This window comes from Agrobacterium radiobacter (assembly GCF_040801995.1).
In the GTDB taxonomy this organism is placed as follows: Bacteria; Pseudomonadota; Alphaproteobacteria; order Rhizobiales; family Rhizobiaceae; genus Agrobacterium; species Agrobacterium radiobacter.
Genome location: NZ_JBEGHX010000002.1, coordinates 791,301 through 816,668, shown reverse-complemented (window position 1 = coordinate 816,668; position 25,368 = coordinate 791,301). Strand labels below are relative to the sequence as shown.

Below are 25,368 nucleotides of genomic sequence, written 5' to 3'. Positions count from 1 at the left end.
CGGCCAACAGGAGATAACGATGTTTGCTGCCTTTCGGCGCTTCAAGGGTTTGTTCGCAGTCGCCGCGCTTGGTATCGCGGTGTCTTTCGTAGCTGTTGATATGGCAGAAGCACGCCGCGCCAGCGGTGGTTTCGGCAGCCGCGGCACGCGCACCTATTCGGCTCCGCCTTCGACCAGCACGGCGCCAGGCCAGACCGCGCCGATCAACCGCAGCATGACGCCCAATACCAATCAGGCAGCACCGAGCGCTGCTCAGCCGGCCCGTCCCGGTGCGCAGGCGCCGCAGCAAAATCGCGGCCTGTTCGGCGGCATGATGGGTGGTTTGATGGGCGGCCTGTTGATGGGCGGCCTGTTCGGCATGCTTCTCGGCGGTGGCTTTGGTGGCATGGCCGGTTTCTTCGGCATGCTGCTGCAGGTGGCGCTGATCGGTCTCCTCGTTATGCTCGCCATGCGTTTCTTCGCATCGCGCCGTCAGGGTCAGCCCGCTTATGGCTCGGCCGGCGGTTCGCAGCGCACTGATCATTCAAGTTCCTCCTATAATGGCGGTTCGCAGGCGGGTCCTTCCGCATCCTCGTTCAAGATTCCGAAGATTGGTGCTCTGGCTGGTGCTGCGGGTGGCGCTGCGGCTGCTACTGCGGCAACGGCAAAGCCCGTGCCCCACGCCAATGCCATCTCGGAAGGCGATGAAATCGGTATCACGCAGGGTGACCTCGAAACCTTCCAGAAAATGCTGGAAGATGTGCAGGCTGCCTATGCGGCCGAGGATTACGGCACGCTGCGCAAGCTGACGACGCCGGAAGCCATGTCCTATCTCGCGGAAGAACTGAGCGACAACGCGACCAGCGGTGTGAAAAACGACGTGCGCGACGTGACGCTGCTGCAGGGCGATGTCGCCGAAGCCTGGCACGAAGAAGGGCAGGATTACGCAACGGTTGCGATGCGTTACTCCGCCATCGACGTGATGCGTGACCGCACGTCCGGCAAGGTAGTCGAAGGCGATGAACAGCATCCGTCCGAAGCGGTCGAGATGTGGACCTTCGTCCGTCGCCCCGGCAACGATAACTGGCAGGTCGCCGCCATTCAGGCCGCCGCCTGAGGCAACAGCCCGAGTTTTATAGAACGAAATGGCCCGGAGGTTCACGAACCTCCGGGCTTTTGTTTATCAGGACGCAAAGACGTCGACCGTCCTGAAATTTAGTCCCGGATACTCCTTGCCCTGGGCAGACGCGGCAGGGCAAAAAACCGATTGATAAATCTAACGGGTGATATCTCCGCCGATCATTGGCTGCAATTTCCGCTTCACCCTGCTATGCAGGGTTTTGAGCCCTGTTTGTCGTGGCATGTCGCCGGTGCATGGCTCGACCGCTTCACGGAATTGCCTTTTTTCATTCATCCGGCATTCAGTCCCTGCATCCTAACCAGAAAGCATACACGTCAATGTGACTTTTCGCGCCGGTTCTAAACCGCTTTGGAAAGGGAACCACAGCCGCAAAACAGCGTTGACAATCCAATTCCCGGCCCGCCTCCCGCAAGCCGGGCTGGGTGGCCGGGCAATGCACGGCCCGCGAGAACGGAGAGCTATCGAGATGAAACGCTTCGACCTGATCGACGGGATGCGTGGTTACTTCCTCGTCTTCATGCTGATCAACCATCTGGTGTTTGCCGGCGGCTTCTGGCTGGTGGAAATCAATCACCGGCAGTTTGCCTTTGTAGAGGACGCGCAGGGCTTCGTCTTCCTGTCCGGCCTGCTGATCGGCATGGTCTATGCGCGCAAGATGATGAAATATGGCTATGACGCTGGCAAGCAGATGATCTGGAACAGGGCGATGGAGCTTTATCGTTATGCGATGGGCCTCGTCATCGCCGTGCTGTTCTTCCGCATGGTCATCCCGCATGCGCCCTACATCTGGTACAACTGGCTTGGCATGACGACGTTCGACGATCCGCTGCGTCTGGCGGCGATTGCGACATTCCTTTTCCAGCCGACCTTCATGGATATTCTGCCGCAGTATATCGTCTACATGCTGTTTGCGCCGGTACTCGTTAAGCTCTGCCTTGACGGCAAGTGGGCCTATGTCATGGCCGGTTCCCTGCTGGTCTGGATGGCGGGCCAGCTTGGTCTTCAGCAGATCGTGACGACGCCGCTCAACGAACTCGTCAAGGGTGCGGACGAGCAGGGTATCCGCGTCAGCTTCAACCTGCTTGGCTGGCAGCTCGTTTTCTATTCGGCGCTGGTAATGGGCGCGATGACGGCGCAGAACCGCATTCCGTGGAAGGCGATCTTCTCGCCGCAGCACACATGGCTTCCGAAGGCAGCGCTTGTCATCTGCCTGTTCTTCATGCCGCTGCGCATCGCCACCGCCTGGGGCCTGATGCCGGAATTCATGATGGGCAAGTTCTCCACCATGGAAATCCGCGCCGATTTCGGCCCGGTTTACCTCATCAACTTCCTGGCGGTTGGCGTTGGCCTGACCTGGCTGGTGATTGCCGGTCCGCACCACCACCGTCCGCTTGTGCGCTCCATTGCTGAGGGCGTCATCTGGGTGCTGTCGTTGAAGTTCCTGCAACTGCTCGGTCGCCATTCGCTGCAGGTCTATGTCTGGCATGTGGCGATCGTCTACGGCGTCTATTATCTCGACGGCCGCACGGCGGAACTGTCGCAGCTGAACAAGACGCTGATCGCTTTCACGGCCATCGGATTGCTGGCCTTGCCGGCCCTGTGGCGGGAGCGCGACAAGTGGTTCGGCAGCAGCGGCCAGAAGACGGCCGGCGCTTAACAGCCTGTCGCGGACCGAATCTGATTGCTTTGCGGGGCGGTTTTCCGCCCCGTACTTGCGTGCGCGGCCATTCCTTTCTATATGCAGCCCTTAAATCCGCAGGATGGCGAGACAGGACGGCCCGATTGATGGCCATGGTTTCTCGCGGCGGATGACCGACAGGCGGCGGGGCCTTTACCCCCGTTATGACTGACGATGGGAAAAAACGTGAATACGCTCGATTTTGACAAGAGGCCGGAAGATACCCGGATCGTTGTCGCCATGTCCGGTGGCGTCGATTCTTCCGTGGTGGCCGGTATCCTCAAGCGCGAGGGCTATGATGTCCTCGGCATTACCCTCCAGCTTTATGACCACGGTGCCGCCGTGCACCGCGCCGGCTCCTGTTGCGCCGGGCAGGATATCGACGATGCGCGCAGGGTCTGCGAAACGCTCGGTATCCCCCATTATGTGCTGGATTACGAAGCGCGGTTCCGTGAAACCGTGATCAACCCCTTTGCCGAAGCCTATGCGATGGGTGAAACTCCGATCCCCTGCGTCGCCTGCAACCAGACGGTAAAATTCGCCGATCTGCTCGCTACGGCACAGGAACTGGGTGCCGATGCACTGGCGACCGGCCATTATATCCGCTCGCGCCCCAATCCCGTTGCCGGTCAGCCGGGGCGGCGTGCGCTCTATCGGCCGATTGACAGCGACCGTGACCAGAGCTGGTTCCTGTTTGCGACGACGCAGGAGCAGATCGACTATCTGCGCTTCCCGCTGGGCGGTCTTTCCAAGGCCGAAACGCGGGCGCTGGCGGAAGATATGGGGCTTGTCGTCGCCAAGAAGGCCGACAGCCAGGACATCTGTTTCGTGCCGCAGGGCAAATATACCGATATCATCAACAAGCTGAAGCCGAATGCGGCCTTGGCCGGCGATATCGTCCATCTGGACGGGCGCGTGCTCGGCCGCCATGACGGCATCGTGCATTATACCATCGGCCAACGCCGGGGCATCGGCGTCGCGACCGGTGAGCCGCTCTACGTCGTGCATCTCGATGCGCGGGGCCGCCGGGTCATCGTCGGCCCGCGCGAGGCGCTGGAAACCCGTCGTGTCTATCTACGCGACATGAACTGGCTGGGCGACGGTGAGCTGGCGAGTGACGCAGGGCAGGGCTTTGCCTGTTTCGCCAAGGTGCGCTCCACCCGCCCACCAACCGAAGCGATGCTGCATGCGGACGAAAACGGTATCTATGTGGATCTGATGACCGGTGAGGCCGGTGTCGCGCCCGGGCAGGCCTGCGTGCTTTATTCCGCGCCGGGTGCCGATGCCCGCGTTTACGGCGGCGGTTTCATCGAACGGTCGGAACGCTCGGTTGAAGCCGAGGCATCGCTCAAGGCGCTTCTCGAAAAGCCGGTTGCCGCCTGAAACCATTCGCTTTTTGCAGCAATGCGGAAAGCGAATTTTTTGCGCATCTTGCGCTTGACACTTTGGGGAGCGGCACCTTATAAGCCGCTCATCCTGATGGAACGGCCGGTCACATGACTGTCACGTTTCCACTGTGGCGGGGTAGCTCAGGTGGTTAGAGCAGCGGAATCATAATCCGCGTGTCGGGGGTTCAAGTCCCTCTCCCGCTACCACTTTCCTTCATATGAAAAATCTAGCAAGTAGCGTTCTGCGCCTGTGTTTCGTCGCTTCTCCAAGCCCCGAGAAACGATGGATCAGATGGTGTTTGCCTGTAAGTTTCGCCCAAAAAAAGGGAAACCCGCTTACTGCAAAAATGCAGCCAGCGGGTCTCAACCTCTACCCCCTCCCACAAGGGCGGCTGCACAAAAGCACATTGAATGAATTATGGCAAGATCAAGGCGACCATATTGTTGCGGTGGAGGGCCCTGTTCTCCAGTTTATTGGTGGATGGCAAAGCGTGACCAGTTCCGTGTGCCGTTGGTAAGGGGAGCGGTAGGATACCAAGTTTTCGGTGCACCCCATTTTTTCAACGGTCCGCGGTTGGTAATGTGTCTTGTGCGGTGAAACCTGTTCGCGGCCATAAACGATCATGTCTGCGGCAAGCGAGGTGGTTGGTATCGACAGGACGGCGAATGCGGCAGTCAAAAGAATTCTTCTGGAATATGCGGACATGGCTCTTCCCCTGTTTATCAACGCAGGAGAACGTCCGGCGCATATGAGCCGTTCCAGGGTTGATGCTGTTATTTTCGCGCGTGGCGGCGCCAGCAAAAAAAGATGCCCGCTCAAGGCGGGCAATCAGAGGGGAACTGAGGTTAGGAGCCTCGTGTCTGAAACGGACATCTTCAACATAAGTTCCGATTGCGGGATAATTTCCGCAGCGCGTGCCGACGGGAGTGCTGCGAAGGCAAAGTATTCCAGGCCGCATCGCCCGGAACGATTCGGTGTGCGGAAACAATGGTGCTTTCCTGAGGATTCAATCTTTAGGGAAATTTGGAGCGGGCGAAGGGATTTGAACCCTCGACCCCAACCTTGGCAAGGTTGTGCTCTACCCCTGAGCTACACCCGCTCAAATCCACCGGTCCGGGGTAGTACGCTGAACCGTGGGCCGCCAAGCGGCGACGGGCGCTATATCGCTCAATCGATTCTGGAATGCAACAGGGAAATGACAAAAACGCGAAAATTTCTTTGAGAAATGCGACAAGCGGCGGAAATGATTGAGAATTTTTCATTTCACTGTTTTTTCCTGCGTTGCCAAGCGTCAGTTGCCCCCTTAATCAGGAAACAAGGAAAACGGAATCGACAGAGGCAGGCGGCAGGATATGGCGGAAAATTCCCAGAAGACGGCAAAGGAACTGTTCGAGTTTCTCGACGGGCTTGGCATTTCCCACACCACGAAGCAGCATGAGCCGGTGTTCACCGTCGCCGAATCCCAGTCGCTGCGCGACCTCATTCCCGGCGGTCATACAAAGAACCTCTTTGTAAAGGACAAGAAGGATCAGTATTTCGTGCTGACCGTTGAGGAAAACGCGGCCGTGGACCTGAAAAGCGTTCACAAGACCATCGGTGCGGCGAGCCGCGTGTCCTTCGGCCGGCCGGAAAAAATGCTGGAATATCTGGGTGTCGTGCCGGGTTCGGTCACGGTGTTCGGCGCCATCAACGACACGGACAGGCAGGTCACCTTCGTGCTCGACAGCGATCTCCTGGAAAACGAGTTGGTGAACGGCCATCCGCTTTCCAACGACCAGACGACAACGATCGCGTCCAAAGATCTCATTCGCTTTCTCGAGGCAACGGGACATGCGCCGCTTGTCTTGAAAGTCAGCGAGTGAGATACGATCTTTGCTTCAAATAAGACAGATGACAGAAGTTTACGGGAGACCGGCATGAGCGGCGACAATAATCCTTACGGCGGTTCCTATAGCGGGCAGATGACCGCAAGCGCGCATCACAATGGCGAGCTTAACGGTGCGGCCTCCGGCCACATCAAGGACACGACGACGGCCGGTTTCTCCAAGGATGTTCTTGAAGAATCCCGTCGCCAGCCGGTTCTGGTGGACTTCTGGGCGCCCTGGTGCGGCCCGTGCAAGCAGCTGACGCCGGTGCTTGAGAAGGTCATCAACGAGGCGAATGGCCGTGTGAAGCTCGTGAAGCTGAACATTGACGATCATCCGTCCATTCCCGGCCAGCTCGGCATCCAGTCGATTCCGGCAATCGTCGCCTTTGCCGACGGCCGGCCCGTGGATGGCTTCATGGGTGCCGTTCCGGAAAGCCAGATCAAGCAGTTCATCGAAAAGATTGCCGGACCTGACGCGGGCGATCCCAAGGCTGAGATCGAGGCCGTTCTGACCGACGCGAAGCAGCTTCTGGCAGATGGCGATTTTAACGGCGCAGCGCAGCTTTTCGGCGCCGTCATGCAGGCCGATCCGGAAAATCCCGCAGCGATTGCCGGTATCGCCGAATGCATGATCGCGGCCGGTCAATATGAGCGGGCCAGCGAGCTGCTCTCGTCCCTGCCTCAGGAACTCAATGACGATGCGGGCATTCAACTCGTTTCGAAAAAGATCGCGCAATATGAGGAAGCCCGCAAGATCGGCGACCCCGTGGCGCTGGAGCGCGAGCTGGCACTTGATCCCGATCAACACGAGGTGCGGGTGAAGCTTGCCAAGGTGCTGAACGCGCAGGGCCGACGCGACGAGGCGGCGGATCATCTGCTCTATATCATGCGCAAGGACCGGACCTTCGACGATGACGGCGCGCGCCGCCAGCTTCTGGAGTTTTTCGAGGCCTGGGGCTTCAAGGATCCGGCAACCGTTGCCGGCCGCCGGAAGCTTTCGGCGATACTGTTTTCGTAATGCGGGCATATCCCGGCCAGGGCGGTTGAACCGCCGGCCGGGCAGCAGTGAACAGGGGGCTTGATCCCATGCACGTCGGAAATGCGAGATATGTAAAGAACGACGACCTGCCGGAAACCGTGCCGGTCTTTCCACTTCCCGGTGCCCTGCTGCTGCCGGAAGGCCATCTTCCGCTCAATATTTTCGAGCCGCGATATCTTGCCATGATCGACACGGCACTGGCGGGCCACCGGCTCATCGGCATGGTGCAGCCGGCCCTTCATGTCATTGAGTCCGGCCTTGAGGGCGGACCTCTGAGCGCAGTCGGATGCCTCGGCCGCATCACCTCCTTTTCCGAAACAGGTGATGGCCGTTACATCATCTCGCTCACCGGTGTGTGCCGTTTCCGCCTGCTGGAAGAGGTTGGGGTGGGCGAGCCCTATCGCAGCTTCCGGCATGCGCCTTTCATCGCCGATCTCTCGGGCGAATACGACGAGGAGGCCGTGGATCGTGAAAACCTGCTGCGGGTATTCCGCTCGTTTCTGGATGCCAACCAGCTGGAAGCCGACTGGGAAAGCGTTGAAAGGGCCGGCAACCGTGTTCTCGTCAATTCGCTTTCCATGATGTCTCCATTTGGACCCGCCGAAAAACAGGCGCTGCTGGAAGCGCCTGATCTGAAGACGCGAGCCGAAACATTGATCGCCATCACCGAGATCGTTCTTGCGCAAGGATCGGGTGAGGGCGGCAACGTGCTGCAATAGGATCGCCGCCATGGACGACAGGATGAGCAGTGTCGACCCCAAGCTGCTGGAGCTTTTGGTCTGTCCTTTGACGAAGGGGCGTCTTTCCTATGATCGCGCCCGCAACGAGCTCATTTCTGAAAGCGCCAGACTTGCTTATCCAATCCGCGACGGCGTGCCGATTATGCTGATTTCGGAAGCGCGCAAGATAGAAGACTAACCTCCCCGGTTATCACCTCCACACATTGCGTGTCGCGAATTGACGAAGATGCGTTGACAACCATGCGTGGATTTGACCAGAGTCCCGCCCGACATATCTGATGCGGGGAGAATACTGATGTCGTTGCGCGCGCTCGTCCGGATTTCGTTGGTTGTGGCCTCGGCCGCCCTCATTTTTCCGCCAGCCATGGCGGCGGAGCCCTCCCGCAAGGTTGTTACCACCCAAAACGGCGATTATTTCGGCTTCGATCTTCGCACTGAGCAGAATGTCTCGCTGGAGCAATGCGGCGAGATTTGCGTAGGCGATACCGTCTGCAAGGCCTTCACCTACAATCCCAAGGTGAAATGGTGCTTCCTCAAATCGGATTTCAATCAGCTGAACGCTTTCCCCGGCGCGGTTGCCGGCAAGATCGTGGAAGTGGTAGCGGAAACCGATATCGGCGCGCCGCAACGCCTGTCCTTCGTCACTGACAGTCTGCAGCAGGAAGCGCGCCGGCTGAAATCCGGCCTTGCGGCGAATGACGGTGAAGGCGGACAGGGCGTGGAAGCCCTCGTGCAGACGGCGCGGCAGCAGGCAACCGCGGGCAATATTCCCGATGCGGTCACGACCTATAAACAGGCGCTTGCTATCACGCCTGACGACGGCGCGCTCTGGGCGGAGCTTTCCGAAAAGGCGGCGCAGGTCACCGATAATTATTCGATTGCCGGGCAGGCCGCTTCCGCCGCCATCAATGCCTACCAGCTGAGCCGCACCGTCAGCGCCCGCACCGAGGCCCTGAACCGGCTGGCGAAGGCTTTCGAAAGAACCCAGAATTATCGCGCAGCACTCAATGCCTATAAGGAGAGCCTTGCGCTTACCGACAATGCGCAGACCAAGGCGGCCTATGCCGATCTGCGCACGCGACAGGGTTTCCGCGTCATCAATAATACCGTGGATACGGATAGCGTCAGCCCGCGCGCCTGCGTGCAGTTTTCCGAGCCGCTGGTGAAGAACGGTGTCGATTATTCCTCCTTCATTACGCTGGATGGGGCAGCCCCCAAGGCCATCGAAGCGAAGGGCAGCGAGATTTGCGTCGAAGGCCTCACCCATGGCCAGCGTTACAAGATCGCGCTGCGCGCCGGTCTGCCTTCCTCGGTGGAAGAGCCGCTGGAAAAGCAGGTCGATCTCGATATTTACGTGCGTGACCGTGCCGCCAGCGTGCGCTTCACGGGTGAGAATTTCGTGCTGCCGGGTACTGCCCGTCGCGGTATCCCCATTGTCTCTGTTAATGCCGACAAGGCCGACCTGAAGCTCTATCGCGTTGGCGACCGCAACATCACCTCGCTGCTCGCAAACTCCCAGTTTCTGACGCAGATGGACGGCTACAATGCCGACCGCATCGAAAACGAGATCGGCGAACTCGTCTGGCAGGGCTCGATCGATATCCAGCCCAATCTCAATAAGGATGTGGTGACGAGCTTCCCGGTGGATGAGGCCTTGCCGGAGCGCAAGCCCGGCATCTATGTGCTGACCGCCGTGCCGCCTGGCACCGCGCCGGAAACGTGGGATTCACGCGCCACACAATGGTTCCTGGTCTCCGATACCGGCATCACCACCTATGCCGGAACCGATGGGCTGAATGTGTTCGTCCGAGCCCTTGGCAGCGCCAAGCCGCTTGCGGACGTGGATTTGCAGCTGCTCGCCAAGAATAACGAGGTGCTGGGCACGGCGAAAACCGATGCGGACGGCCGCGCGGTATTCTCCGCCGGCCTGATGCGCGGCACGGCGGCGCAGGCGCCTGCCATCCTCACCGCGCGTAACGGCGACAAGGACTACGTCTTCCTCGATATGACCCGCGCAGGCTTCGACCTCTCGGATCGCGGCGTGACGGGACGTGCAGCGCCCGGCGCGATCGACGTGTTCAGCTGGACCGAGCGCGGCATTTACCGCGCCGGCGAGACCGTGCATGCCGCAGCGCTTGCCCGTGATGTCGACGGCAAGGCAATCGAGGATCTGCCGCTCACCTTCATCTTCTCGCGCCCGGACGGTGTCGAAGACCGGCGCTTCGTCAGCGACGGCAAGGCGCTGGGCGGCCATGCGGTCGATCTGCCGCTGCAGGCGAATGCCATGCGCGGCACCTGGACATTGCGCATCCATACCGACCCGAAAACGCCTGCGATCAGCGAAAAGAGCTTTCTCGTCGACGATTTCGTGCCTGATCGCACCGAGTTCGACCTCTCGAGCAAGGCGAAACAGATCGATCCGGGAGCGGAGACCGCAATCGACGTCGATGGCCGTTATCTCTATGGCGCGCCGGCCGCCGGTCTGACGCTGGAAGGCGAGGTCGCGATCAAGCCGACGCGCACCAGCGCCGATTTCGAAGGTTATTTCTTCGGTCTGGCGGATGAGGAAAGCGAAGAGGAAAACCGCACCGCGCTCGCCGACCTGCCGGTGCTGGACGAAGAGGGCAAGGCGAGTTTCAATGTTGACCTCACCGATCTGCCCTCCACCACTCAACTTCTTTCCGCCAACATCACTGTGCGCATGCGCGAAGCCGGTGGCCGCGCCGTGGAGCGCTCGCTGACGCTGCCTATCAAGGCGGAAGCCTCTGTTATCGGGATCAAGCCGCAGTTTTCGGGCGATCTCGCCCAGAATTCCGTCGGCCGTTTCCATATCATCGGCGTCAGCGCCGATGGCGCCAGGCAGGCGATGAACGGCCTCAACTGGAAGCTCATCAAGGTCGAGCGGAACTATCAATGGTATCGTCAGGGCAATTCCTGGCGTTATGAGCCGGTGGAATATACCAAGCAGCAGGAAGCGGGCACCTTGTCCGTCGATGCCAATGGCGGCGAGATTTCCGTGCCCGTCACCTGGGGCCGCTACCGGCTGGAAGTGGAGGGCGCGGGTAACGGCGCACCGGTTTCCAGCGTCGAATTCGATGCCGGCTTCTACGTCGAGGCAAGCTCGACGGAAACGCCGGATGCACTGGAAATTGCCCTCGACAAACAGAGCTACAAGATCGGCGATACGGCCAAACTCAAGGTATCCTCGCGTTTTGCCGGTGAGTTGATGGTGACATCAGGTTCGGAAAAGCTGATTGCCGTGCAGAATGCCGAGGTCGGTGAGGATGGCGGCGAGATCGACATTCCGGTCACCGAGGAATGGGGTGCGGGCGCTTACGTCACCGCCACGCTGTTCCGCCCCGGCGATGCGCAGGAAAGCCGCATGCCGATGCGCGCCATCGGTATCAAATGGCTCGCCGTCGATCCGGCTGAGCGCAAGCTTGCCGTCACCCTCGGCGCGCCGCAGAAAACACTGCCGCGCCAGCCGCTTGAAATTCCGATCACGGTTGCGGGCACTGGCGTCGGCGAAAAGGCCTATGCCATCGTTGCGGCCGTCGATGTCGGCATATTGAACCTCACCCGCTATGAACCGCCAAAGCCCGATGAATGGTATTTTGGCCAGCGCCGGCTGGGGCTGGAAATCCGCGATCTCTATGGCCGGCTGATCGATGGTTCGCTTGGCGCCACCGGCCGGCTGCGCACCGGCGGTGACGGCGGAGGGGCGGCCCTTCAGGGCAGCCCGCCCACCGAAAAGCTCGTAGCCTTCTTTGCCGGTCCGGTCGAACTCGACGCTAACGGCAAGGCGACGGTGAGCTTCGATATTCCGCAGTTCAACGGTACGGCCCGCATCATGGCGGTGGCCTGGACGAAGACAGGCGTAGGACATGCCGTCTCCGATGCCATCATCCGCGATCCCGTGGTAGTCACGGCCAGCGCGCCGAAATTCCTCGCCCCCGGCGATGTCTCGCAATTGCGACTCGATATCGCCAATACGGATGGCGAGGCCGGCGATTACCGGCTGGATGTGACCAGCAACACGGCCTTGACCGTCGATCAGGGAGAGATGTCGCAGACATTGGCGCTGCAGAAAGGCGGCAAGTCTTCGCTGACCGTGCCGCTGACGGGTGAACAGCCCGGCAATGGCGCGATCACCATCAAGGTTTCCAATGCCGCGGGTGTTTCGCTGGAGCAGGTTCTGAACGTTCCTGTGCGTCCGGCTGTCCTGCCGGTGACGACGCGGCGCGAAATCAAGATTGCGCCGAACAGCAGCCTGACGATCAATGGTGATCTTCTGGCCGACAGCATGCTGCTCGGCTCCTCGGTCGCCGTCAACGTCACGCGCTCGCCCGCCTTCGATATTCCGGCGCTGGTGATGATGCTGGACAAATATCCTTATGGCTGCGCCGAGCAGACGACGAGCCGCGCTTTGCCGCTGCTTTATGTCTCGGAACTGACGAAGGACAGCGGCATGGCTGAGGACCCTGATACCCGCAAGCGGGTGCAGGAAGCGATCCACCGTGTGCTGTCCTTCCAGTCGAGTTCGGGCAGTTTCGGCCTCTGGTCGCCTGGTTATGGCGATCTGTGGCTGGATGCCTATATCAGCGACTTTCTGACAAGGGCGCGCGAGCAGAATTACGACGTTCCCGAAGCGGCCATGGTGCAGGCGCTGAACAACCTGCAGAACGGTCTTTCCTATGACAGCAATGTCAAGGATCGCGGCAACGAGATCGCCTATTCGCTTTATGTGCTGGCGCGCAACCGCAAGGCGGCGATCAACGATCTCAGATATTACGCGGATACGGCGCTCGCCGATTTCCCGACGCCGCTTGCCAAGGCGCAGGTTGCCGCCGCCCTTTCGCTTTACGGCGATCAGGCCCGTTCGAAGACCGTGTTCGGCGCTTCGCTCGATATGGCAAGCCGCGCCACCAATGTCAGCCTCGCGCGTGCGGATTATGGTTCCGCCCTGCGCGATGGTGCGGCGACGCTGGCGCTTGCGGCCGAAAGCCGTCCGGTTCCGGCCGTCGTGCCGCAGCTTGCCGGTGCCGTGGCCAAGGAATGGGAAAAGAAGCCCTATACCAGCACCCAGGAACAGGCATGGATGCTGCTTGCCGCCCGCGCTGTCAAAGGCGAGGACAAGGATATCCGTCTCGATGTGAATGGTGATTTGCAGACTGGCGGTTTCGGCAAGCGGATGAGCGGCGATGAATTGCTGGCAGCTCCCTTGAAGATCGCCAATGCCTCGGCCGATCCGGTCACGGCTGTTGTCACCACCGTGGCGCCCCCGGCCCAGCCGCTCGCTGCCGGCGGCGAAGGCTTCACCATCACCCGCACCTATTATTCCATGGATGGCGAGGAGGTGAACCCGAGCGAGGTCACGCAGAACGAGCGTTATGTTGTGGTGCTGAATATCGTACCGAAGAATAACTGGCAGTCGCGCATTCTGGTGACGGATCTGCTGCCCTCCGGCTTCGAAATCGACAATCCCAGCCTCGTCAATTCGGCGGAACTGTCGAATTTCGACTGGTTACCGGAAACGGAAGCGGCCCATACCGAGTTCCGTTACGACCGTTTCGTGGCGGCCTTCGACCGCTCTGCCGGTGACAGTTCGGAGATTGCGCTCGCCTATGTGGTCCGTGCCGTCACCCCCGGCACCTATGATCATCCGGCAGCTTCGGTTGAGGATATGTACCGGCCGCAATTTGCCGCCCGCACGGCAACCGGCCGCATGGAGGTGCGCTCGGCAACCCCATGAGCCGGAAAAAGGCAATCATCGTTGGCATCGTGACTGCCGCGTTGCTTCTGGGCGGCGCGGCCTTCGGTCTCGATGCGCTGGACAAGGCCTATCCGCCGCCCCTGGAGGCCGCACGGCAGCGATCTTTCGAGGTGCTGGATCGCGATGGCAAACTGCTGCGGGCCTTTGCGACAGCAGATGGCCGCTGGCGGCTCAAAACCACGGCGGCCGAGGTCGATCCGCAGTTCATGCGTATGCTGGTCGCTTATGAGGATCAGCGTTTCTACGATCATCACGGGGTCGATCCCTTAGCGCTTTTGCGCTCCGCGTGGCAATTGGCCAGCAACGGCCGGATCGTTTCCGGCGCATCGACGCTGTCCATGCAGGTGGCGCGGCTGATCGAGCCGCGCGCCGACCGGTCATTCTCGGCGAAATTGCTGCAGGTCGTGCGTGCTCTCCAGATCGAAAGAAGGCTCAGCAAAGCTGATATCCTCGATCTCTATCTGAATATCGCACCCTATGGCGGCAATCTCGAAGGCGTCAGGGCCGCAAGCCTTGCCTGGTTCGGCAAGGAGCCGGGCCGGCTGGATACGGCGGAGGCGGCTCTTCTGGTGGCGCTGCCGCAATTGCCGGAAAAACGCCGCCCGGATCGCTTTCCAGAGGCGGCGAAGCAGGCGCGGGAGCGCGTATTGCAACGGCTTGCCGTCGAGCGCGTGGTGGGCGACGGGGAGGCGGCGCGGGCGGCTCTTGCAGATGTGCCTTCCAGCAGGCGCGATCTTCCCTCCTATGCGCCGCATATGGCCGTTGCCGCACGGGCGAAATTCCCGAATACCGCCAAAGTGCGCTCTACGCTGACGCTGCCGATTCAGCGGGAACTGGAAGATGTTGCCCGCCATGCGGCGGAAAAGCTTGAGGACAAAGTCTCCGTCGCCATCGTCATGGCCGACGCGCAGACCGGCGATATTCTGGCGGAGGTCGGTTCGGCGGACTATCTCGATACGGCAAGACGCGGTTTCGTGGAGATGAGCCGGGCCGTGCGTTCGCCGGGCTCCACCCTCAAGCCGTTTATCTATGGCCTCGCCTTCGAAAATGGCCTCATTGGGCAGGAAACCATCATCGAGGATCGCCCGGCTGATTTTTCCGGCTACCGGCCGCGCAATTTCGACATGCATTACCAGGGTGATGTCAGCATCCGCCAAGCGCTGCAACTGTCGCTCAATGTGCCGGCCGTGAAGCTGCTCGATGCGGTCAGTCCCTCGGCGCTGATGGTGCGGTTCCGGCGGGTGGGTGTCCGGCTCGTGCTGCCCACCAGCGAAGCGCCGGGGCTTGCCATCGCCCTTGGTGGTGCCGGCATTTCTCTGGTCGATCTGGTGCAGCTCTATGCCGGGCTTGCCGGCGGTGGTGATCCTGTGCGGCTTGGAGATGGTGTCCGCTCTGCCCCGGAACGGCTGGAGGGCGACCGGTTATTCTCCGATGCCGCGATCTGGAATGTCTCGGATATTCTCTCCGGCGTGCTGCCCCCGCTCGGCATGAAACAGCGCGGCATCGCCTACAAGACCGGCACCAGTTATGGATATCGCGACGCGTGGTCGGTTGGATATGACGGGCGGCACGTCATCGGCGTCTGGGTTGGCCGTGCTGACAATGGCGCGGTGCCGGGCATTGCCGGATACGCAACGGCGGCGCCGATCCTGTTCGAGTCTTTCGCAAAATCCGGCGTGGCGGTGACGCCGATGCCGGCCGCACCCTCCGGTGTTGCGCGCATTGCCGTGAGCGACCTTCCCGCCAACCAGCGGCGTTTCACCACGACGGCCAGCGGCCTGCTTGCGGCATCGAGGCGGGAAAGCGCCCCGCGCATCGTTTACCCGCCGGAAGGCGCGCGGGTGGAGCTCTCCGGCCAGTCAGGCATTTCGCCGCTGGTGCTCAAGCTGCAGGGCGGGCGTGCACCCTTCCGCTGGCTTGCCAATGGCTTGCCTTTGCCGGATGCGTCCCACCGCCGCAACAGCGAATGGCGACCGGAAGGGCAGGGATTTTCCACACTCACGGTGATCGACGCCGATGGCCGTGCCTCGAGCGTCAGGATTTTCGTCGAATAGCATGGACGTCCAACTCAACAAAGGGTCGCCCCTGAGCTTGTGTCGTACAGAGCCGCGAGCGTCTCGTCAGTTCTTTTTCGCCGTCTTGCCTATTGCGCCACATCGAATGAATGGCGGTCGATCCGCTCCTGAAGCGAAGCTACGACGGCTTGCAGAAACTCCCGGCGCCTGGGGTTGGTCGTCGCCGTCAGTGTCACCTGTAACCGGCTTCTGATCCTGTTCAGAAAGCCAACGTGATTAAAACTATCGGCGGCGATATTGACCTCTACCTCGTCCATGTAATGCGCCAGATGCGGTTCCAATACGAGATTTGCATCCGTCTGGTAGCAGGCAGCCATCTGTTCCCCAAGCGTAGACACCTGCACATATGGACCATATTCGTCGATCATCAAATCTCCTTCCTCTAGCGCAAACAATTCTGAGAGGCGCTTCATCATCACTGATAGGAAATAGGAAGCAATTGCCGGCTTTCAACGTTCCCTTTTGAAGCTTTGAATTTTCCGTGTTCGTGAAGGATGTCGCCGATACTTCGGTCGAGGTAGAGACCTGTCAAATGGTCGGCGGCTGCGCCGGGTGAGGCTGCGCTCAATCTAAATCGTTGTTTTTACTATATTTTACAGGAAAAATGGCGTCCACGAGAGGATTCGAACCTCCGACCCCAGGATTCATACCGCTTCGGCTTTCGCCGCCGTCCCGCCGTTGCCGGGCAAGACGTTCGTGGTCTGGACTGTCCCTTCACCATGGGCCATCGAGGCCTTTAGGTGCTGCCCATCCAGTCTCTACACCTTCACCGGATTTCTCCGGAGCTTGGCTCGGGATTGGCATGCTGGAAGACCAGCGAAGCTTTCCCCGACTTTGAGCAGATCGATTGCGTCGTTTCCGGGCGCAACCCCCAATTTGTCTTAGGAATCCTGTGCTCTATCCTGCTGAGCTACGTGGACACTGAATTGCTCTTTAACCTGACGATGCCTGCGGATCAACCGCGTTCTTTATCGCGGTTGATCTCGTCCTCGGCTTTCTTCACTTCCGCCGGCAATCAGCTCGCCAGGCGCTGTTCGGCGAGCTTCACCCAATAGGAAATGCCGTAGGCGATGGCGTCATCGTTGAAATCATAACCGGCATTGTGGAGGCCTGCCGAATCGCCGTTGCCGATGAAGATGAAGCAGCCCGGTCTTTCCTTCAGCATGAAGGAGAAATCTTCACCCGCCATGGAAGGATCGACATCGGGGTCGACATTCGGTTCGCCCGCCACATCGCGGGCAACAAGGATGGCGTGGTCGGTCTCGGTGGCGTGGTTGAAGGTCACCGGGCAATAACGCTCGTAGACGACTTCCGCTTCCGCTCCGTTGGCAAGGGCAATGCCTTCCGCCATCTGCTTGATGCGATCCTGCGCGAGATCGCGCACCGTTTCATCCAGGCTGCGTACCGTGCCGGCGATCAAGGCCTCGTTGGGGATGATGTTGTGGCTGGAACCGGCGTGAAAACGGGTGACGGAGACGACGACGGAACGGATCGGATCGGCGTTGCGGGAGGCGATCATCTGCAGGTTGCCGACGATCTGCGCGCCGATGGTAATCGGATCGATGGTGCGGTGCGGCTGCGCCGCGTGGCCGCCGCGGCCCTTCACCGTGATCGAGAACTTGTCGGGTGCCGCCATGATACCGCCCTTGCGGATGGCGAAGGCGCCGAGCGGAATGCCCGGCATGTTGTGCATGCCGTAGACCTCGTTGATGCCGAAACGCTCCATCAGGCCGTCCTCGACCATGGCAAGCGCGCCGGCACCTCCTTCTTCCGCCGGCTGGAAGATGACGGCGATGGAGCCGGCGAAGTTGCGGGTCTCGGTGAGATATTTGGCCGCGCCAAGCAGCATGGCCGTGTGGCCATCATGGCCGCAGGCATGCATGGCGCCTGCGGTTTTGGAGGCCCAGGGCTTGCCGGTTTCCTCCAGAATTGGGAGAGCGTCCATATCCGCGCGAAAGCCGATGGTGCGATTGCCCGGAAGATTGCCCCTGATGACGCCGACCACACCGGTGCGGCCGAGACCGGTCACGATTTCGTCAACGCCGAAAGATTTCAGCTTCTCCGCGACGAAGGCTGCGGTGTTGTCGACATCATACAAAATCTCGGGATTTTCATGCAGGTGATGCCGCCATTCGCTGACTTCCTGCTGGAGTTCGGCGGCTCTGTTCAAAATCGGCATTCGTTCATTCCTGGGTTCATCGGTACGGCGTGTCGTAAAATCCTATCCTCCGTGGTGGATAGTGCGCCGCATAATTGACGTAATCAATGTACTTTGCCATTGCTAGGACATATATGGTGAATATTGCCATTCCCCGACCGAAGACGGGAATTCGAGGACTAGCCTTGCCACAGACTTTTAAATCGCCAAACGCCGCCCGGCGGCTCTCCGCAGCTATTGCCATCATGACCGCAGGCCTCGTGGCCGCGGCGCCCATGGCAAATGCCAATCCGAAAATGGTGGTCGATGTCAAAACCGGCAAGGTGATTTCCCATCAGGAAGCCTTCCGCAAGTGGTATCCCGCTTCGCTGACCAAGCTGATGACCGCCTATATCGCCTTTTCACAGATGAAGGCCGGCAAGATCAGTCCGCAGACGGAAGTGGTGATGAGCAAGAAGGCCGCCGACCAGCCGGCCTCGAAAATGTATTTCAAGCCGGGCCAGAAGCTGACGATGGACAGCGCCTTGAAGCTGCTGCTCATCAAATCCGCCAATGACATCGCCGTGGCGATCGCCGAGACCATCGGCGGCACCAGCGACAATTTCGTGGCGCAGATGAATGCGCAGGCGCAGCGGCTGGGCATGAGTTCCACCCGTTACATCAATGCCAATGGCCTGCCCGGCAAGGGGCAATATACGACCGCCCGGGATCTGGCGCTGCTGGCGCTGATCATCAAGCGGGAATTCCCGGAATATGCCCATTATTTCTCGCTGGAGGGCGTCAGCACCGGCAAGAAGAATTACGCCAACTTCAACATGCTGGTCGGCCGCTTCGATGGCGCTGATGGCATGAAGACCGGTTTCATCTGTGCCTCCGGCTTCAACCAGGTATCGTCAGCCGTGCGCAATGGCCGCTCGGTCATCACGGTCGTGCTGGGCGCGGACAGCCTTGCCGGACGCACCGACCAGTCGGCCGATCTGCTGCAGATGGGGCTGACTGCGCCTTCCGGCCAGGGTGTTTCGCTTGCCTCGCTGGCGCCCTATGGCGATACCGGCGACGTGAATGATGTCAGCGCCGAGATCTGCAATCCGAAGGCCGCCAAGGTACGCAGCGAAAGCCGCGACGAGGCTGGCCGCATGGTCATCCATTCGCCCTATGTCCAGGAAATGACCCGCCCGCCGGAATATTCCTTCGCCGGTCTCATTCCGGGCAGCGAGACGGTGGCGGTGAATGCCGCCAAGGGAGCTGGCAAGGGTGAACTCGCGAACGTGCCGATCCCGATCCCGCGCCCGACATTCTGATCGTCGGTGGTGGCCTTGAGGGGCCAGTGCCGGGGTGGCGATGCACTTTGTGTATTCGCAGGCCAATGATGTTATGATATTACAATGTCGCTCGTGGCTTCCAGCCTCGGGCGATTTCTTTTAGCTCCATGCGGCTCCGGGTTTCGCGTCGTCCAGTGACCGGCCGGAGCGGCCATCAACATACAGGCAAGTCATGTCTCGCGATCGCATCCCGGTTTCCATCATCACCGGATTTCTCGGCGCCGGAAAATCGACGCTGCTCAACCGGCTTCTCAAGGATCCCGCGATGAGCGATGCGGCGATCATCATCAATGAATTCGGCGATGTCAGCATCGATCACATGCTGGTCGAAAGCGCGGGCGAGGGCATCATCGAACTGGCGGAGGGTTGCCTCTGCTGCACGGTACGTGGCGAGCTGGTGGATACGCTGGCGGAACTGATGGATGGTATCCAGACAGGTAAGCTGAAGCCGGTAAAACGGGTGGTGATCGAGACCACGGGCCTTGCCGATCCCGCCCCCGTCATGCAGTCGGTCATGGGCAACCCCGTTATCGCACAGAATTTCGTGCTGAACGGCATGATTACGGTGGTGGATGCCGTGAATGGCCTTTCCACTCTGGATAACCATCAGGAGGCGGTGAAACAGGCGGCCGTGGCCGACCGTCTGGTGATGACCAAGCGCGCTCTTGCCGATGCCGCCACGATTTCCGCGCTGACAGCCCGCCTCCAGATTCTTAATCCGCGCGCGACAATTGAGGATGGTGACAAAACCGACTGGAGCGCTGCGGAGCTTCTCGATAACGGCCTTTACGATGCCGGCAGCAAGAATGCCGATGTCGGCCGCTGGCTGGGCGAAGAGGCGGCAGACGATCACCACCACCACGACCACGACCATGATCATCACCACCATCATGACGACCACGACGACCATCACCATCATCACGATGTGAACCGGCACGACGCATCCATCCGGTCCTTCTCGATCATCCACGACCAGCCGGTCAGCCCGATGGCGATCGACATGTTCGTGGATTTGCTGCGCTCGGCGCATGGTGAAAAGCTCCTGCGCATGAAGGCGATCGTCAAGCTGTCGGATAATCCGGGCCGGCCGCTGGTGCTGCATGGGGTGCAGAATATTTTCCACACGCCCGAGCGCCTCGCGGCCTGGCCGGACCCGGCCGATCAGCGTACGCGCATGGTGCTGATTACGAAGGATTTGCCGGAAGCCTTCGTAAAGGACCTGTTCGCCGCCTTTACAAGTGCACCGGGCATTGACCGGCCGGACAGGCAGGCGATGACGGATAATCCGTTGGCGGTTTCCGGGTTGCGGTTCTAGGTCGCGCCGTGATGGCCTAGGTCGGTGGGTGTGGTTCACCCCCCCTCTGTCCTGCCGGACATCTCCCCCTCAAGGGGGGAAAGTTCGACTTGCGGCTAGGTCTCGCCCATCTTAACCGTTGCGAATGTACTGGCGACGACGCATCTTGCTGATCTCCCCCCTTGAGGGGGAGATGCCCGGCAGGGCAGAGGGGGTGAGCCACCGGCGACACCGTCAAATGTCGGTTTCCCCACCCTTCACAATCCGAAACCGATGCCCCTTATCCAGCGCAGTGGTCTCAACCAGACTATGCCCATCTTCATTACACATATGGGTAATATCGATCACCGCCAGCGGATCGGTCGTCTCGACGGTCAGAACATCGCCCCTCTTCAGGGTTGCGAGTTTCTTGCGGCTTCTCAAAACCGGAAGGGGGCATTTAAGCCCCCTCAAATCATAAGCGATCTCGGCCGTTTCGCTCATTCCTTGGCCCAGAACTTCCAGAACGGCTTCTTTTCCGGCGCTTCCGGTGCCGGTGCGGCGGAATAGGCAAGCGGGTTCATGGCCGGAACGGGGATGCTCTGGGCGGCAGCTCCGGTCTGACCGGCTGCGGCCGGGGTGGCTGAGGCAACCATCGTCGGTGCCGCGGGTGCCGGGTTCGATTGCGGAGCAGCGGGCTGGACGGCCGAAGGACGCGGGCCGCGCAGGGCCGAGGCGGTTGCGGTTGTGGCCGGTGAGGACGACGTCACCTGCTGCGCCTTCTTCTCCATCAGCGCGGCATATTCCGTTTCCTTCATCAGCTTGCCAGCTTTCAGCGCCGAGCCGGTCGGCGCATAGGCGGGTTCGCGGCCCTTGCGCTTTTCGGCCACCAGCGCCTTGCGCTCCGCCTCGCTCGGGTCGTACCAGGCCATGCCGTCATATTTCTTCATCGCCGTTGCATAGGCGAGATCGTAGGTCTTTTCGTAGCTCGACAGCGCGCTTGCGAGTGCCGGCGGCGTGCTCATCGGCGGGCACTGGGCGGCGGCATTGAAACTGCCGCCTTCGGTCTGCTGGTTGAAGACATATTTCTTCTCGCAGACATTCACTTCCGGCGGGCGCTTGGTGACTTCGAAATTGTCGTAGCCGACCTTCAGCATCTTCCAAAATTGGAGATGCTCGCTCTGGCGATGGCGAGCCATGTTTTCCGCCGTCATGCGGAAGGGGAAGGCCTGCAGCTGCACGGTTTTCTGGCCGCCCTTGAAGGCGTCGCGCGCGAAACCGTAGATTTCAAGAATCTGTGCATCCGTCATCGAATAGCAGCCAGAGGACGAGCAGGCGCCATGGATCATCAGATTGGTGCCGTTGCGGCCATTGGCGGCATCGTAACGGTTCGGGAAACCGGTATTGATGGCGAGATAATATTTCGAATTCGGGTTCAGATGAGCGGGAGTGAGGTTGTAGAAACCTTCCGGCGCCTGCCGGTCACCCTCTTTCACCTTGGGGCCGAGTTTGCCGGACCATGCGCAAATCTCGTAGCCGGCGATCTTTTCGAAACGGTTGTCGCGCCTGGCTTTCCAGATCTCTAAGGCACCTTCTTCCTTGAAGATGCGGATCATGATCGGTGAGGTACGGTCCATGCCCCTTTTGTCGATCTCGGCCAGAATGGACGGAGACAGCGGGTAATCGACCTTGTTCTTGACGTGTGAGACGTCGCGCTCAACGGTTTCGAGCGTATCGTTGCAGCCGGCAAGAACGAGCGCGGTGCAGGCAAGAAGTGCAAAATGTGTCAAACGCATGATCTGATCCGAAAGACGATGGCACGAAGCGGCGGCAGTTCTACACCGTCCCGTGTGTATTTTAAATACGGTATTAACCGTTTACATCTTCTTAACTCAAATCGGATCCGCCCCCGCGGCCGCCGATACATCTTTTGATGTGACCGGACTATGGCCGAGTTGGGGCGATATTCAAGGAAAATAAGGCCGGGCTTAAAGGTTCCGGCCGATATCCAGGAATTTCTGGCGGCGTTCGGCGCGCAGCTGTGTGCCGGAACGCTGGGAAAGATCGGCCAAAGCCTTGGCGATGACGTCACCGGTTGCATTGATGACGGTTTCCGGGGCGCGATGCGCGCCGCCGATCGGCTCCGGAATGATTCCGTCGATGACTCCGAGCGACTTCAGATCTTCCGACGTGATCTTCATGTTGGTCGCGGCTTCCTTGGCGCGGGTCGAATCGCGCCAGAGAATGGAGGCGGCACCTTCCGGCGAGATCACCGAATAGATCGCATGTTCGAGCATGTAGACGCGGTTGCCGGTGGCGATCGCGATTGCGCCGCCCGAGCCGCCTTCGCCGATGACGACGGAGACGATCGGCACCTTGACATTGAGGCACATTTCCGTCGAGCGGGCGATGGCTTCTGCCTGACCGCGCTCTTCTGCGCCGACACCGGGATAGGCACCAGCGGTATCGATGAGGGTCACGACCGGCAGCGAGAAGCGGTCAGCCAGTTCCAGCACGCGGATCGCCTTGCGGTAACCTTCCGGACGCGGGCTGCCGAAATTGTGCTTCAGGCGGCTTTTGGTGTCATTGCCCTTTTCCTGGCCGATGATGGCGACGGGCTGGCCGTTGAATCGGGCAAGGCCCGCCTGGATGGCGGCGTCTTCGGCAAATTTGCGGTCACCGGCGAGCGGCGTGAAATCGGTGAACAGCGCTTTGGCATAATCGACAAAATGCGGACGCTGCGGATGGCGCGCGACCTGCGTTTTCTGCCAGGCGTTCAGCTTGGAATAGATGTCCTGCATCGCGTCGTTGACGCGCGATTCCAGACGGTTGATCTCCTCCGAGGTGTCTATGCTCTCGTCTTCATCGGCAAGCTTCTTCAGCTCGATGATCTTGCCCTCAAGGTCCGAGATAGGTTTTTCGAAGTCGAGATAATTGTGCATGAGATCCGTTTCCGATCGTTTTGCGCAAGGTTTGACCGGATTATCCGGCGGTTCCGGTCGCTCTAATCAAGGTTTTTACCCTGTTTGGCAAGGGGGTGATGTGTTTGTACCAGCTCTTGCAAGCGTTCTTCCAGCACATGTGTATAGATTTGTGTCGTTGAAATGTCGGAATGGCCGAGCAGTTCCTGCACCGCGCGCAGATCCGCACCGTTCTGCAGAAGGTGGCTGGCAAAGGCGTGGCGCAGCACATGCGGCGATATCACGGACGGGGTCAGACCCGCGCGAATGGCGATGTCCTTGAGGTCGCGCGCGAAGACCTGGCGGGGTAGGTGCCCTTGCCTGCTGCTGGAAGGAAAGAGCCATGGGCTCTCCGTGGCTTCGGCCTTTTTCGGCGCCTTGTCTTTTTCCTGCACGAGCGCCTTTCGGGCTGCCTCGTATTTTTCCATCGCCTCGATGGCGGCACGGGAAAGAAGAACCATGCGGTCCTTGTTGCCCTTGCCGCGGATCATCAGGAAGCGGCCTTCCTGGCGCAGCACCTTGACGGGCAAGGACACGAGTTCGCTGACACGCATGCCGGTGGCATAAAGCAGCTCAAGCAGCAGATGCATGCGGATGCGGGCAAGCTGGCCGGGACCTGCGGTTGCAGCCTCTTGCGCCGCGAGCCCAAGTAGCCTGTTCACATCGGCGACGCTCATCGTTTTCGGCAGGGCGAGGCCTTTCTTGGGCGCATCGATGATGCCGGTCGGGTCGTCACCGCGCAGCCCTTCCGAATAAAGAAAGCGATAAAACTGCCGCATGGAGGAAAGGCGTCTTGCCTGCGAGGTTGCGGCAAAGCCCTGAGCGGAAAGGTGGGTCAGGTACGCGGAAAGGTCTGGTGTCGCGGCATCGGTCAATGACTGGCCGCGGTGGCTGAGAAATTCACTGAGATCGACAAGGTCGCGCTCATAGGAAGAGAGCGTGTTGGCGGCGGCGCCGCGCTCGGCGCTCATCATTTCCAGAAAACTTTCGAGCCGCGCGCCGTCGCGCCCTGTCGTCGGTTGCCCGCTCATGGGGTGCGCCTTGCCGGTTCTGTCGCCGGCGGGTTCAGCCGCTCGGAGGGGATGCGTACAGTCACCTCGCGGTCGCGCGGCTTGACGACCATGACGAGCAGCACCATGCCGCCATAGATCAGCCCCGCGATGGTCGCCAGTATCATCGTGAAGCGGAAGAGGGTGGGCATGGCGGCTCCGTAAGGGTGGCGGTCGAAATCTATATGCGGTGCGGCGAAAGCGGCGACAAGATCAAAATGGCCGCTCCGCCCCGTGCCGCATGCGGCGATGATTGTGATTCACCGCAATTCAGTCAGCAATTTGGCTTGACGCTTCGTAAACATTTGCAGATATCCATGCCAAACGGGCTTTCAAATTTATGAATGAAACGAATTTATCCGTCCCGGCCACACTCGGGGAGCAAGCGCGGGCAAAGCTCGGACGGCGCAACATCGTCTTCGTCGGGCTGATGGGGGCTGGAAAGTCGGCGGTGGGCCGCATGGTCGCCCAGCAGCTCAAGGTTCCGTTCATTGATACGGATGTCGAAATCGAGCGCGTATCGCGCATGACGATATCGGAACTTTTCGCCACCTATGGCGAAGAGGAGTTCCGTGCGCTGGAAACGCGGGTCATCAAGCGCCTGCTGCGCGGAGGCCCCAAGGTCATCTCCACCGGCGGCGGCGCCTTCATCAACGACAATACCCGCCGGCACATTACGCGCGGCGGCATTTCATTTTGGCTGAAGGCCGATCTCGAGGTGTTGTGGGAAAGGGTCAACAAGCGCGACCACCGTCCGCTTCTCAAGACCGAAAATCCCAAGGCCACCCTGGCGGCGCTGATGGAGAAGCGCTACCCGATTTATGCGGAAGCGGACATGACCATCGAATCCCGTGATGTCCGCAAGGAAATCATCGTGACCGAAGTGTTGACCGCCATAGCCGGCATCGAACAGAAAGACTGACAC

General features: G+C 60.2%; 19 protein-coding genes and 2 tRNA genes. 13 read left to right on the top strand and 8 right to left on the bottom strand.

The features are described from left to right. The first annotated feature begins 19 nt into the window (after window positions 1–19). The 4 genes from MRBLRC7O_RS17650 (at window position 20) to MRBLRC7O_RS17635 (ending at window position 4,393) form a co-directional block, all read left to right on the top strand. Window positions 20–1,096 (top strand): Tim44 domain-containing protein, encoded by a 1,077-nt coding sequence (locus MRBLRC7O_RS17650; protein WP_003506258.1) that lies wholly within the window; start codon window positions 20–22, stop codon window positions 1,094–1,096. A 490-nt stretch (window positions 1,097–1,586) separates the two neighbouring features. Further along, the gene (locus MRBLRC7O_RS17645) at window positions 1,587–2,777 is read left to right on the top strand and encodes an OpgC family protein (RefSeq protein ID WP_003506259.1); all 1,191 of its coding nucleotides are present in this window, start codon (window positions 1,587–1,589) and stop codon (window positions 2,775–2,777) included. A gap of 207 nt (window positions 2,778–2,984) precedes the next feature. Beyond that, the gene (gene mnmA / locus MRBLRC7O_RS17640) at window positions 2,985–4,181 is read left to right on the top strand and encodes a tRNA 2-thiouridine(34) synthase MnmA (protein ID WP_003506260.1); all 1,197 of its coding nucleotides are present in this window, start codon (window positions 2,985–2,987) and stop codon (window positions 4,179–4,181) included. Between the two features lie 135 nt (window positions 4,182–4,316). Beyond that, a tRNA-Met gene (locus tag MRBLRC7O_RS17635) sits at window positions 4,317–4,393 on the top strand. A gap of 818 nt (window positions 4,394–5,211) precedes the next feature. Here MRBLRC7O_RS17635 and MRBLRC7O_RS17630 read toward each other — a convergent pair. Beyond that, window positions 5,212–5,286, bottom strand: a tRNA-Gly gene (locus MRBLRC7O_RS17630). Between the two features lie 253 nt (window positions 5,287–5,539). Here MRBLRC7O_RS17630 and MRBLRC7O_RS17625 point away from each other — a divergent pair. The 6 genes from MRBLRC7O_RS17625 to pbpC all read left to right on the top strand — a co-directional run bounded on the left by MRBLRC7O_RS17625 (window position 5,540) and on the right by pbpC (window position 15,660). Beyond that, entirely contained in the window at window positions 5,540–6,049 is a 510-nt protein-coding gene (locus MRBLRC7O_RS17625; RefSeq protein WP_003506262.1) for a prolyl-tRNA synthetase associated domain-containing protein, read from the top strand. Between the two features lie 54 nt (window positions 6,050–6,103). After that, window positions 6,104–7,072, top strand: coding sequence for a thioredoxin (trxA, locus tag MRBLRC7O_RS17620; RefSeq protein ID WP_003506265.1), 969 nt, complete (start codon window positions 6,104–6,106; stop codon window positions 7,070–7,072). A gap of 68 nt (window positions 7,073–7,140) precedes the next feature. Then, window positions 7,141–7,812, top strand: a complete 672-nt coding sequence (locus tag MRBLRC7O_RS17615; protein ID WP_003506267.1) for an LON peptidase substrate-binding domain-containing protein — start codon at window positions 7,141–7,143, stop codon at window positions 7,810–7,812. Window positions 7,813–7,822: 10 nt separating this feature from the next. Continuing rightward, complete coding sequence (locus MRBLRC7O_RS17610; protein WP_003506270.1) at window positions 7,823–8,011, top strand: Trm112 family protein; 189 nt, start codon at window positions 7,823–7,825, stop codon at window positions 8,009–8,011. Between the two features lie 117 nt (window positions 8,012–8,128). Then, window positions 8,129–13,585, top strand: coding sequence for an alpha-2-macroglobulin family protein (locus MRBLRC7O_RS17605; RefSeq protein ID WP_112539544.1), 5,457 nt, complete (start codon window positions 8,129–8,131; stop codon window positions 13,583–13,585). Further along, window positions 13,582–15,660, top strand: coding sequence for a penicillin-binding protein 1C (gene pbpC, locus MRBLRC7O_RS17600; RefSeq protein ID WP_162690780.1), 2,079 nt, complete (start codon window positions 13,582–13,584; stop codon window positions 15,658–15,660). The genes MRBLRC7O_RS17605 and pbpC overlap by 4 nt, the downstream gene beginning before the upstream one ends. Before the next feature lie 89 nt (window positions 15,661–15,749). On the opposite strand, the gene MRBLRC7O_RS17595 is transcribed toward pbpC, so the two are convergent. Further along, the gene (locus MRBLRC7O_RS17595) at window positions 15,750–16,049 is read right to left on the bottom strand and encodes a hypothetical protein (protein WP_035213555.1); all 300 of its coding nucleotides are present in this window, start codon (window positions 16,047–16,049) and stop codon (window positions 15,750–15,752) included. A gap of 647 nt (window positions 16,050–16,696) precedes the next feature. Continuing rightward, complete coding sequence (locus MRBLRC7O_RS17590) at window positions 16,697–17,860, bottom strand: M20 aminoacylase family protein (protein ID WP_003509852.1); 1,164 nt, start codon at window positions 17,858–17,860, stop codon at window positions 16,697–16,699. Between the two features lie 224 nt (window positions 17,861–18,084). Between MRBLRC7O_RS17590 and MRBLRC7O_RS17585 the strand changes: the two genes are divergently transcribed. Next, window positions 18,085–19,140, top strand: coding sequence for a D-alanyl-D-alanine carboxypeptidase family protein (locus MRBLRC7O_RS17585; protein ID WP_003509856.1), 1,056 nt, complete (start codon window positions 18,085–18,087; stop codon window positions 19,138–19,140). A gap of 193 nt (window positions 19,141–19,333) precedes the next feature. Beyond that, window positions 19,334–20,476 (top strand): CobW family GTP-binding protein, encoded by a 1,143-nt coding sequence (locus MRBLRC7O_RS17580; protein ID WP_020811723.1) that lies wholly within the window; start codon window positions 19,334–19,336, stop codon window positions 20,474–20,476. Window positions 20,477–20,689: 213 nt separating this feature from the next. Here MRBLRC7O_RS17580 and MRBLRC7O_RS17575 read toward each other — a convergent pair whose 3' ends face one another. The 5 genes from MRBLRC7O_RS17575 to MRBLRC7O_RS17555 form a co-directional block, all read right to left on the bottom strand. After that, window positions 20,690–20,938, bottom strand: a complete 249-nt coding sequence (locus MRBLRC7O_RS17575; protein ID WP_003509859.1) for a sulfurtransferase TusA family protein — start codon at window positions 20,936–20,938, stop codon at window positions 20,690–20,692. Next, window positions 20,935–22,230 carry a L,D-transpeptidase family protein gene (locus tag MRBLRC7O_RS17570; protein WP_003509862.1) on the bottom strand — a complete coding sequence of 432 codons (1,296 nt, stop codon included), beginning with the start codon at window positions 22,228–22,230 and terminating at the stop codon, window positions 20,935–20,937. Before MRBLRC7O_RS17570 ends, MRBLRC7O_RS17575 begins: the two co-directional genes overlap by 4 nt. A 192-nt stretch (window positions 22,231–22,422) precedes the next feature. Beyond that, window positions 22,423–23,376: an acetyl-CoA carboxylase carboxyltransferase subunit alpha gene (locus MRBLRC7O_RS17565; protein WP_003509864.1), complete on the bottom strand. Its 954-nt coding sequence runs from the start codon at window positions 23,374–23,376 to the stop codon at window positions 22,423–22,425. Window positions 23,377–23,438: 62 nt separating this feature from the next. Then, window positions 23,439–24,425, bottom strand: a complete 987-nt coding sequence (gene xerD / locus MRBLRC7O_RS17560; protein ID WP_003509866.1) for a site-specific tyrosine recombinase XerD — start codon at window positions 24,423–24,425, stop codon at window positions 23,439–23,441. Then, the gene (locus MRBLRC7O_RS17555; RefSeq protein ID WP_003509868.1) at window positions 24,422–24,595 is read right to left on the bottom strand and encodes a hypothetical protein; all 174 of its coding nucleotides are present in this window, start codon (window positions 24,593–24,595) and stop codon (window positions 24,422–24,424) included. Before MRBLRC7O_RS17555 ends, xerD begins: the two co-directional genes overlap by 4 nt. A gap of 188 nt (window positions 24,596–24,783) precedes the next feature. Here MRBLRC7O_RS17555 and MRBLRC7O_RS17550 point away from each other — a divergent pair, with 188 nt between their 5' ends. After that, a complete protein-coding gene (locus tag MRBLRC7O_RS17550; protein ID WP_003509869.1) occupies window positions 24,784–25,365 on the top strand; it encodes a shikimate kinase in 582 nt (193 codons plus the stop codon). The last annotated feature ends 3 nt before the right edge of the window (window positions 25,366–25,368 follow it).

Coding starts and splice junctions, on each gene's coding strand:
- MRBLRC7O_RS17650 (WP_003506258.1), top strand. CDS start 20: ATGTTTGCTGCCTTTCGGCGCTTCAAGGGTTTGTTCGCAGTCGCCGCG.
- MRBLRC7O_RS17645 (WP_003506259.1), top strand. CDS start 1,587: ATGAAACGCTTCGACCTGATCGACGGGATGCGTGGTTACTTCCTCGTC.
- MRBLRC7O_RS17625 (WP_003506262.1), top strand. CDS start 5,540: ATGGCGGAAAATTCCCAGAAGACGGCAAAGGAACTGTTCGAGTTTCTC.
- trxA (WP_003506265.1), top strand. CDS start 6,104: ATGAGCGGCGACAATAATCCTTACGGCGGTTCCTATAGCGGGCAGATG.
- MRBLRC7O_RS17615 (WP_003506267.1), top strand. CDS start 7,141: ATGCACGTCGGAAATGCGAGATATGTAAAGAACGACGACCTGCCGGAA.
- MRBLRC7O_RS17610 (WP_003506270.1), top strand. CDS start 7,823: ATGGACGACAGGATGAGCAGTGTCGACCCCAAGCTGCTGGAGCTTTTG.
- MRBLRC7O_RS17605 (WP_112539544.1), top strand. CDS start 8,129: ATGTCGTTGCGCGCGCTCGTCCGGATTTCGTTGGTTGTGGCCTCGGCC.
- pbpC (WP_162690780.1), top strand. CDS start 13,582: ATGAGCCGGAAAAAGGCAATCATCGTTGGCATCGTGACTGCCGCGTTG.
- MRBLRC7O_RS17595 (WP_035213555.1), bottom strand. CDS start 16,049: ATGATCGACGAATATGGTCCATATGTGCAGGTGTCTACGCTTGGGGAA.
- MRBLRC7O_RS17590 (WP_003509852.1), bottom strand. CDS start 17,860: ATGCCGATTTTGAACAGAGCCGCCGAACTCCAGCAGGAAGTCAGCGAA.
- MRBLRC7O_RS17585 (WP_003509856.1), top strand. CDS start 18,085: ATGACCGCAGGCCTCGTGGCCGCGGCGCCCATGGCAAATGCCAATCCG.
- MRBLRC7O_RS17580 (WP_020811723.1), top strand. CDS start 19,334: ATGTCTCGCGATCGCATCCCGGTTTCCATCATCACCGGATTTCTCGGC.
- MRBLRC7O_RS17575 (WP_003509859.1), bottom strand. CDS start 20,938: ATGAGCGAAACGGCCGAGATCGCTTATGATTTGAGGGGGCTTAAATGC.
- MRBLRC7O_RS17570 (WP_003509862.1), bottom strand. CDS start 22,230: ATGCGTTTGACACATTTTGCACTTCTTGCCTGCACCGCGCTCGTTCTT.
- MRBLRC7O_RS17565 (WP_003509864.1), bottom strand. CDS start 23,376: ATGCACAATTATCTCGACTTCGAAAAACCTATCTCGGACCTTGAGGGC.
- xerD (WP_003509866.1), bottom strand. CDS start 24,425: ATGAGCGGGCAACCGACGACAGGGCGCGACGGCGCGCGGCTCGAAAGT.
- MRBLRC7O_RS17555 (WP_003509868.1), bottom strand. CDS start 24,595: ATGCCCACCCTCTTCCGCTTCACGATGATACTGGCGACCATCGCGGGG.
- MRBLRC7O_RS17550 (WP_003509869.1), top strand. CDS start 24,784: ATGAATGAAACGAATTTATCCGTCCCGGCCACACTCGGGGAGCAAGCG.